Below are 8,745 nucleotides of genomic sequence, written 5' to 3'. Positions count from 1 at the left end.
GCCTGGCTCACGTGGCTCGCAGGTGTCACGCCGCTTTCCTCTGCCGCCTTGAGAACCGGCGCGGCGAGATCGAAGCCCGTCACCTCGTGGCCGGCCTTGACGAGATTGGCCGCCATTGGCCCGCCCATGTTGCCAAGCCCGATAAATGCGATCCGTGTCATCATGGCCTCCTACCTGTTATCTTCGAGGATCATCGCGGCCGCCTTTTCGGCGATCATGATCGTTGGCGAATTCGTATTGCCTGAGGTAATCGACGGCATAATGGAGGCATCCGCGATCCTGAGCTTGGCAAGCGCGCGCAACTTCAGCCGCGGATCAACGACGCTGTCTTTGTCTGCGCCCATCCGGCAGGTTCCGACCGGATGGAAGATTGTCGTGCCGATGTCTCCCGCCGCCCGCTCCAGATCGGCCTCCGTCTGATAGGACGGACCGGGCCTGAACTCCCCCGGCTGAAAGCGCGCAAAGGACGGCTGTGAAACGATCCGCCGCGTCAGCCTTATCGATCGAACAGCTATGTCGCGATCACGCTCCGTCGAGAGGTATTTCGGAGAAATCGTCGGCTGCGTGGCAAAATCCGGGCTCGCAAGATGCACGGAGCCGCGGCTTTCCGGCCGCAGATTGCAGACGCTTGCGGTGATTGCCGGAAAGGCGTGCACTGGATCGCCGAACTTGTCGAGCGAGACCGGCTGTACGTGATACTGCAGGTCGGGTGTTTCCTTGTCTGGCCCCGAGCGCGTGAAGATGCCAAGCTGGCTCGGTGCCATAGCCATCGGCCCGGAACGGCGGATCAGATATTCGAGCCCGATCGCCGCCTTGCCGATCAACTTTGTCGCCTTCTCGTTCAGCGTCGGCACGCCGGTGACCTTATAAGCGAGGCGAAGCTGCAGATGGTCCTGCAGGTTCTCCCCGACGCCCTTGACCTCGGTAACGACGTCGACGCCGGCATTGTTCAGCACATCGCCGCGACCGATACCGGAGAGTTCCAGGATATGCGGCGAGCCGATGGAACCGGCAGAAAGGACCGTCTCTTTGGCCGCATAAGCGCGCTTTGCCGCGCCGTCGTGCTGGAACACGACGCCGGAAATGGCACCCTCCTCCACCAGCAGCCGCCGCACCTGCGCCTTCATCAGAACAGTCAGATTGGTGCGCTTCATAGCCGGCCGGAGGAAGGCCTTTGCGGTGTTCCAGCGAATACCGGAGCGCTGGTTGACGTCGAAATAGCCGGAGCCTTCGTTGCTGCCGCGGTTGAAATCCTCCGTAATCGGAATGCCGGCTTCCCGTGCCGCCTGCTGGAAGGCGTCGAGCACGGCCCAGCGCACCCGCGCTTTTTCCACGCGCCATTCGCCACCCGCACCATGCATCTCGTCCGCGCCGCGGTAATGATCCTCCGATCTGCGGAAGAAGGGCACAACATCGCTCCAGCTCCAGCCGCTGCATCCCATCTGCCGCCAAAGGTCGTAGTCGCGCGCCTGGCCGCGCATGTAGATCATGCCGTTGATCGAAGAGCAGCCACCGAGCACCTTGCCGCGAGGGTAGCCCAGAGCCCTGCCGTTCAGCCCTTCCTCGGGCGCGGTGGTATAGCACCAGTCGGTGCGCGGATTGTTGATGCAGTAGAGATAGCCGACCGGTATGTGTATCCAGTGGTAGTTGTCGCTGCCGCCGGCTTCCAGCAGCAGCACGCGGTTATTGCGGTCTTCGGACAGGCGGTTCGCCAGCACACAGCCCGCACTGCCAGCGCCGATGATGATATAGTCGTAGCGATCCATCTGATGTCACCGGCCGCTCAACGGCGATACACGAAGCCCAGTTTCCGGCCGATCCACGAGGCGTAGAATTCTCCGACGATCCCGCGACGGAAGATCAGCACGCAGATCATGAAAACGACGCCGGTGATGATCGTAACGGGGAATTCCGATGTCGCGAGATAGTTCTGCAGCGTCACGACAAGCCCCGCCCCGAAGATCGGACCAATCAGCGTACCGATGCCGCCGAGAAGCGTCATCAAGATCACCTCGCCCGACATCTGCCAGGCGACGTCCGTCAGCGTTGCGAACTGGAAGACGAGCGACTTCAAGGCTCCCGCCAGCCCGGCCAGGGCGGCCGACATCACGAAGGCGCCGAGCTTGTAACGCGCCACCGAATAGCCGAGCGAGATCGCTCGGTTCTCGTTTTCCCGGATCGATTTCAGGATCATGCCGAAGGGCGAATGGATGAAACGCCAGATCAAAAGCATGCCGATGACGAAGACCGCCAAGACGAAGTAGTACATGCTGGTCGAATTATTCAAATCGATGAGGCCGAAGAGATGCCCCCTAGGAACGGACTGGATGCCGTCCTCACCTTCGGTGAATTCCGCCTGCAGGCAGAAGAAGAAAAACATCTGCGAAAGCGCAAGCGTGATCATCGCGAAATAGATGCCCTGACGGCGAATGGCGAGATAGCCCATGACGAGGCCGAGGAGTGCAGCACCCGCAACGCCGATCAGGATGCCGAGTTCCGGCGGAACCCCCCATGCCTTGACGGTGTAGGCAGTGAAATAGGCGGCCCCGCCAAAGAAGGTCGCATGCCCGAAGGAAAGCAGCCCAGTATAGCCGAGCAGCAGGTTGAACGCGCAGGCAAAGAGCGCAAAGCATAGCAGCTTCATCAGGAAGATCGGGTAGAAGAAAAACGGCGCGAGCAGCAGGAGCAAAAGGCCGATGATGAGGAAGCCGGCCTGTACCGACAGTGCGGTGCGGCTCTTTTCTGCACGAATGGTTTCGGTGATGTCCGTCATCTTACGCATCCCGGCCGAAGAGGCCCGCGGGCCTGACGAGAAGCACGATCGCCATGATCACGAAGATCACGATGTTCGACGCTTCCGGATAAAAAACCTTGGTTAGCCCCTCCGCAACGCCCAGAACGTAACCGGTGACGATCGCCCCCATGATCGAACCCATGCCGCCAACCACGACAACGGCGAAGACGACAATAATGATGTTGGAGCCCATCAACGGCGAGACCTGGTAGATAGGAGCAGCCAGTACGCCGGCAAAGGCTGCAAGACCGGCACCCAACGCATAGGTCAGAGTCAAAAGAACCGGCACGTTGACACCGAAGACCTGCACAAGCACGGCATTTTCCGTCGCCGCCCGAAGATAGGCTCCGAGCTTGGTCTTCTCGATAAGAAGCCAGGTGCCGATGCAGACCACCAGCGACATGACGACCACCCAGCCGCGATAGATCGGCAGGAACATGAAGCCGAGGTTGGTACCACCGGCAAGGGCTGACGGCGTGGCATAGGGCTGGCCGGAAGATCCGTATAAATAGCGAAAGGTCCCTTCGATCGCGAGCGCCATGCCGAACGTGAAGAGCAATCCGTAGAGTGGATCGAGATCATAGAGCCGCCGCAAGAAGAGCCGTTCCACGACGGCGCCGACAAGGCCGACTGCAAGCGGGGCAAGAACAAGCGCGGGCCAGTAGCCGATGCCGCCGTAGGCGAGCATCAGATAGGCAACGAAGGCGCCGAGCATATATTGCGCGCCATGCGCAAAATTGATGACGCGCAACAGGCCGAATATGATGGCCAGGCCAAGGCTCAAAAGCGCGTAGAAAGAGCCGTTGATGAGGCCGATCAGCAACTGGCCGAGTAGTGCCTGAACGGGAATGCCGAATATCATCGTCATGGAATCAGACTCCCAGCACCCTGTGCAGCGTATCCATCCGCTCAGGCAATTCGCCGACCGGGAACTCGGACACCATCTGGCCATGGTCCATCAGATAGAAGCGGTCTGCAATGCGGCTTGCAAAGCGGAAATTCTGTTCGACGAGGAGTATCGTCATGCCGCGCTCCTTCAGCTTCCTCAGAACCTCACCGATACGTTGGACGATGACGGGCGCAAGACCTTCCGTCGGCTCGTCGAGCAGCAGCATCTTGACACCGGTGCGCAAGACACGAGCGATCGCCAACATCTGCTGCTCGCCACCGGAAAGCTTGGTCCCGGCGCTCGCGCGGCGCTCGTAGAGGTTCGGAAAAAGTTCGTAGATCTCGTCGAGGCTCATGCCGCCTTCGGCAACGACCGGCGGCAAGATCAGGTTTTCCGACACGCTCAGTGTCGAAAAGATGCCGCGCTCCTCGGGCACGAAGCCGATGCCCTTGTGTGCGGTCTTGTGCAGCGGCACCTGCATCATATCCGCTCCGTCAAAGCTGATCTTGCCCTTGCGGGCCCGAACGATGCCGGTGATCGTGCGAAGCGTCGTTGTCTTGCCGACGCCGTTGCGGCCGAGGATAGTAATCGTTTCACCTTCGCCAACGCGCATGTCGACGCCGTGCAGGATGTGGCTTTCGCCGTACCAGGCATTGAGGCCCTGAACTTCCAGCAGAGCAACCATCAACCTTCCTCCGTGCCCATATAAGCCTCACGGACGCGCGGATCCTGGCTGACGGAGGCGTAGTCGCCCTCTGCGAGGATCTCGCCACGCTGAAGTACGGTCACCTGCTGGCAGATATTGGCGACGACGGAGAGATTGTGCTCGACCATCAGCACCGCCCGGACGCGGGCAACCTCGCGGATGATGGCGGAAACGACGCTGACGTCCTCCTGCCCCATGCCGGCCATCGGCTCGTCGAGAAGCAGAACCTTCGGATCGAGCGCAAGCGTCGTGGCGATCTCCAGTACGCGCTTGCGGCCATAGGAAAGATCCGCAGCGATATGGTCGCGTTCCTTGGAAAGGCCGACACTTGCCAGCAACTGTTCGGCGCGGTCGTTCAGGCAATCCAGCGCAGACACCGGCCGCCAGAACTGGGTGGAGAGATTGTTCGGTCGCTGCAGGGCGACGCGCACATTGTCGAGCACCGACAGGTGCGGGAAGACCGCCGAAATCTGGAAGGAACGCACCAGCCCCATGCGCGCCACCTTGTCCGGCGGTGTGCTGGTGATATCCGTACCCATCAGCGTGATCGTGCCGTGAGTAGGCTGCAGGAACTTGGTCAGCAGGTTGAAAACCGTCGTCTTGCCCGCGCCATTCGGTCCGATAAGGGCATGGACGCTTGCATCGTGTACATCGAGATCGACATTCTTGACGGCCGTGAAGCCGCCGAAATCCCGGCGAAGGCCGCGGGCGGAGAGTACCACCCGCGGCGTTGGATTCGTCTCTGTTGCGGGAACCGCCATGGGCTTATTTCACCAGATCGCAGCCGCTCTTGGCGGGATCGATATAGGCGTCCTTGCCGGGGATGGTGGCGAGAACGTTGAAGTAGTCCCAGGCCTCCTTGCTCTCGTCCGGCTTTTTTACCTGCAAGAGATACATGTCATGGATCATGCGGCCGTTCGGGCCAACGGTTCCACCGCGGCCAAAAACGTCGTCCACCGGCATTTCATGCAGTTGCTTGGCAACGGCTTCCGTTTCGTCCGTTCCGGCCTTCTGGATTGCCTTCAGATACTGAAGCACGGCGGAATAGGTCCCGGCGTGGATCATGTTCGGCATCTTGCCGGTGCGATCGAAGAATTTCTTTCCGAAAGCGCGGCTCTCGTCGTCACGGTTCCAGTAATAACCTTCGGTGAGCGTCAAGCCTTGAGCGGCTTCGAGACCGAGGCCATGGACGTCAGCGAGCGTGAAAAGCAGTGCCGCGAGACGCTGGCCACCCTGCGTGATACCGAACTCGGCCGCCTGCTTGATTGCGTTCGACGTATCGAGGCCTGCATTGGCAAGACCGACGACCTTGGCGCCGGAGGACTGGGCCTGCAGCAGGAAAGACGAAAAATCCTGGCTGGCGAGCGGATGCCGGACGGAGCCGACGACATTGCCTCCATTGGCCTTTACGAAATCACTCGTCTGCTGTTCCAGAGAATAGCCAAAGGCATAGTCGGCCGTCAGGAAGAACCAGCTGTCGCCACCCTGCTTCACAAGTGCGCCACCGGTGCCGACAGCAAGGGCATGCGTGTCATAAGCCCAGTGGAAGCCGTAGGGCGAACAGGCCTTGCCCGTCAGATCCGTTGTTGCCGCACCCGTGACGATGTCGATCTTCTTCTTCTCTTTGCCAATTGCCTGGACAGCGAGCGCAACCGACGACGTCGTCAGTTCCATGATAGCGTCGACCTGCTCGGTGTCGTACCACTGCCGGGCGATGTTCGATGCGATGTCCGGCTTGTTCTGATGGTCGGCGTCGACGATCTCGACTGGAGCGTCGAGCACTTTGCCGCCGAAATCTTCGACCGCCATCTGGGCGGCTTCAACGGACGATTTACCGCCGAAATCGGCATAGACGCCGGATTGGTCGTTCAGGATGCCGATCTTCACCTTGCCGTCGGAAGCACCATCGGCGAGTACGGCGGTGCCGCTGGCAAGCAGGAATGCCACGGACGCAATGAAATTCTTTCGCATATGTCTCTCCTCCCAGAGATGGTTAGATCGCGCGTCTGTTCAAAATTGGCCAGCCGCTCTCCTCAAGCCAGCCGACGCTTCGCCTACGATCAAGGAAAATCTGCCTTGAGGCAACCGGTGGTTTGCAGTTAATTACAAACAGTATCTGTTCGTTTCTGAACAGAAGGTTGAAACCGGCACTTAGGGCGCTTTCCATTTCTTGGGCAGCGATCGGCGATTAGACCAAAGACGCAGATGGACGCGCGACGCTGCATGAGCAATCCTCCGCAATTTACTTGGGACGATCTTCAGTTTTTTCTAGCCGTGGCGCGCACCGGCCAGCTATCGACGGCTGCAAGGCAGCTGCGCAGCAGCCATGCCACCGTCTCGCGGCGCATCGACCGGCTTGAATTTGCCCTGAAGGTCAAACTCTTCGAGCGCAACGCGCGCGGCTACGTGCTGACGGCGATGGGCACGCGTTTCGTAGACACCGCCGAAAAAATGGAACATGAGACCGAACGCCTGCGAGCCGATCTTGCCGCAGGCTCGATGACGCAGCGCGGCGTCGTGCGGTTGAGTGCGCCGGAGGGTTTTGCGAATTTCTTCTTTGCGAGCGTGCTGCCGAAATTCGCAGCACATCATCCGCATCTGTCGCTTGAGCTTGTGACGATCCAGCAGATCATGTCACTGTCGCGCAAGGAGGCGGACATTACCGTCGTCTTGGACGAACCGAAGGGAGGACCGTATTTTTCCGAGAAGCTGACCGACTACCATCTGCAGGTTTACGGCTCGCGCGATTATCTTGCCAAGAGCCCGCCGGTCACCTGCCGCGACGATCTGCTGAACCATCCCTTCATCAGCTATATCGAGGAGATGATCTTCGCGCCGGGGCTTGATTATCTCGGCGACGTGCATCCGCGCATCAAGCCCCAGTTCCAAAGTTCCAGCATCTTTGCGCAGCTGACGGCGACGCGAAACGGCCTGGGGCTTTGCGTGCTCCCCTACTTCTTCGCAAGCCTTTATCCGGAGCTTGTGCGCGTCCTGCCCGATGAGGTGGACCTCTGCCGCAACTACTGGGTTACTTGCCATCAGGATATGAGACAAGCACCACGCGTGCGCGCCGTCATCGACTTTCTGCGCGAGGCCGTGAAAGACGAAGACGCCCGTTTCATCCCGCCATTTGCGGCTGCAATCCATTCCGGCCGAAAGCCCGGATGACTATTTCAGGAATTCCGCGCGGTGCGGTGTGAAGGTGTCAATCAGCCGTCCCTTCTCCAATGCCTTGACGCCGTGAACGAGGTCCGGCGGCACAATGAAGCTGCCGCCTTTTTTCAGCACCTCGGTCTTCCCGTCGATGGTGACCGCAAAGCTGCCTTCGGCAATATAGCTCGCCTGGATGTGCGGGTGCGAATGCGCAGCACCGACTGCATCCTTTTCGAAGGCGACTTCGACCTTCATCATCTCGGGCAGGTAGACCATGATCCGGCGCGTGACGCCCGGCTCCGGACTGATCCAGTCAGCGCCTTCGGCATGCACGAAAAGAGCGCTCGATGTCATGTTCGCCTCCTCACTTCGATTCCCATCGGGCGGCAAGTTGGAACATTGAAGTCTGTTTGAAAAGGGCGCATCCGTATATTCCTTCCAATTGACGCCGAAGCTGCCCGGGTTTATGGCGGGCTTGATCAGGCTTGCCTGAAAAAAGGTGAGGAGACGCCGTCATGCAGCACACCCGCGAAACCTTCGACTGGGCCGATCCCTTCCGGCTGGCAGAACAGCTGACCGACGAGGAGCGCATGGTGCAGGACACGGCACACGCTTATGCGCAGGAAAAGCTCGCTCCCCGGGTGCTCGATGCCTTCCGCAATGAAAAGACCGATCCGACGATCTTCCGCGAAATGGGCGAACTCGGCCTGCTCGGTCCGACGATCGCGCCGGAATACGGCGGAGCAGGCTTGGGTTATGTCGCCTACGGCCTGATTGCCCGCGAAGTCGAGCGCGTCGATAGCGGCTACCGCTCAATGATGAGCGTGCAGTCGTCCCTCGTCATGGTGCCGATCGAGGCCTTCGGCTCGGATGCGCAGAAACAGAAATATCTGCCCAAACTTGCAAGCGGCGAATGGATCGGCTGCTTTGGGCTCACCGAACCGAACCACGGCTCCGATCCGGGCTCGATGGCGACGCGCGCCAAAACAGCCGATGGCGGCTATAACCTCACCGGGTCCAAGACTTGGATCACCAATGCGCCGATCGCCGATGTCTTCATTGTCTGGGCCAAGACGGAGGACGGGGTGATCCGCGGCTTTATTCTGGAAAAGGGCTGGAAGGGCCTTTCCACGCCAGCCATTCACGGCAAGGTGGGTCTGCGCGCCTCGATCACCGGTGAGATCGTGATCGACAACGTTTTCG

10 protein-coding genes are annotated in these 8,745 nt (G+C 60.0%); 2 read left to right on the top strand and 8 right to left on the bottom strand.

Annotation, left to right across the window (positions count from 1 at the left end; genetic code table 11):
• From C9413_RS22435 to C9413_RS22405, 7 genes are all read right to left on the bottom strand, one after another.
• On the bottom strand, positions 1-161 hold a 161-nt coding region (locus C9413_RS22435; RefSeq protein ID WP_170250932.1), incomplete at its 3' end, for an NAD(P)-binding domain-containing protein.
• Between the two features lie 9 nt (positions 162-170).
• The gene (locus C9413_RS22430; protein ID WP_170250931.1) at positions 171-1,766 is read right to left on the bottom strand and encodes a GMC family oxidoreductase N-terminal domain-containing protein; all 1,596 of its coding nucleotides are present in this window, start codon (positions 1,764-1,766) and stop codon (positions 171-173) included.
• 17 nt (positions 1,767-1,783) lie between these two features.
• Positions 1,784-2,773 (bottom strand): branched-chain amino acid ABC transporter permease, encoded by a 990-nt coding sequence (locus C9413_RS22425; protein ID WP_040115351.1) that lies wholly within the window; start codon positions 2,771-2,773, stop codon positions 1,784-1,786.
• A gap of 1 nt (position 2,774) precedes the next feature.
• Entirely contained in the window at positions 2,775-3,662 is an 888-nt protein-coding gene (locus C9413_RS22420) for a branched-chain amino acid ABC transporter permease (protein ID WP_040115350.1), read from the bottom strand.
• A 4-nt stretch (positions 3,663-3,666) separates the two neighbouring features.
• Positions 3,667-4,368: an ABC transporter ATP-binding protein gene (locus C9413_RS22415; RefSeq protein ID WP_040115349.1), complete on the bottom strand. Its 702-nt coding sequence runs from the start codon at positions 4,366-4,368 to the stop codon at positions 3,667-3,669.
• Entirely contained in the window at positions 4,368-5,150 is a 783-nt protein-coding gene (locus tag C9413_RS22410; protein ID WP_040115348.1) for an ABC transporter ATP-binding protein, read from the bottom strand. Before C9413_RS22410 ends, C9413_RS22415 begins: the two co-directional genes overlap by 1 nt.
• Before the next feature lie 4 nt (positions 5,151-5,154).
• The gene (locus C9413_RS22405) at positions 5,155-6,360 is read right to left on the bottom strand and encodes an ABC transporter substrate-binding protein (protein ID WP_040115347.1); all 1,206 of its coding nucleotides are present in this window, start codon (positions 6,358-6,360) and stop codon (positions 5,155-5,157) included.
• A 252-nt stretch (positions 6,361-6,612) separates the two neighbouring features.
• Between C9413_RS22405 and C9413_RS22400 the strand changes: the two genes are divergently transcribed.
• The gene (locus tag C9413_RS22400) at positions 6,613-7,557 is read left to right on the top strand and encodes a LysR family transcriptional regulator (RefSeq protein WP_040115346.1); all 945 of its coding nucleotides are present in this window, start codon (positions 6,613-6,615) and stop codon (positions 7,555-7,557) included.
• Here C9413_RS22400 and C9413_RS22395 read toward each other — a convergent pair whose 3' ends face one another.
• On the bottom strand, positions 7,558-7,896 hold the full coding sequence (locus tag C9413_RS22395; protein WP_170250930.1) for a cupin domain-containing protein: 339 nt from the start codon (positions 7,894-7,896) through the stop codon (positions 7,558-7,560).
• A gap of 161 nt (positions 7,897-8,057) precedes the next feature.
• On the opposite strand from C9413_RS22395, the gene C9413_RS22390 reads away from it, so the two are divergent.
• A partial coding sequence (locus C9413_RS22390) for an acyl-CoA dehydrogenase family protein (protein WP_170250929.1) occupies positions 8,058-8,745 on the top strand: 688 nt, incomplete at its 3' end.

This window comes from Rhizobium sp. SEMIA 4085 (genome assembly GCF_013004495.1).
Lineage (GTDB): Bacteria > Pseudomonadota > Alphaproteobacteria > Rhizobiales > Rhizobiaceae > Rhizobium > Rhizobium gallicum.
Note: the sequence above shows the minus strand (reverse complement) of the source record. Positions and strands in the feature narration are given on the sequence as shown.

Coding starts and splice junctions, on each gene's coding strand:
- C9413_RS22430 (WP_170250931.1), bottom strand. CDS start 1,766: ATGGATCGCTACGACTATATCATCATCGGCGCTGGCAGTGCGGGCTGT.
- C9413_RS22425 (WP_040115351.1), bottom strand. CDS start 2,773: ATGACGGACATCACCGAAACCATTCGTGCAGAAAAGAGCCGCACCGCA.
- C9413_RS22420 (WP_040115350.1), bottom strand. CDS start 3,662: ATGACGATGATATTCGGCATTCCCGTTCAGGCACTACTCGGCCAGTTG.
- C9413_RS22415 (WP_040115349.1), bottom strand. CDS start 4,368: ATGGTTGCTCTGCTGGAAGTTCAGGGCCTCAATGCCTGGTACGGCGAA.
- C9413_RS22410 (WP_040115348.1), bottom strand. CDS start 5,150: ATGGCGGTTCCCGCAACAGAGACGAATCCAACGCCGCGGGTGGTACTC.
- C9413_RS22405 (WP_040115347.1), bottom strand. CDS start 6,360: ATGCGAAAGAATTTCATTGCGTCCGTGGCATTCCTGCTTGCCAGCGGC.
- C9413_RS22400 (WP_040115346.1), top strand. CDS start 6,613: ATGAGCAATCCTCCGCAATTTACTTGGGACGATCTTCAGTTTTTTCTA.
- C9413_RS22395 (WP_170250930.1), bottom strand. CDS start 7,896: ATGACATCGAGCGCTCTTTTCGTGCATGCCGAAGGCGCTGACTGGATC.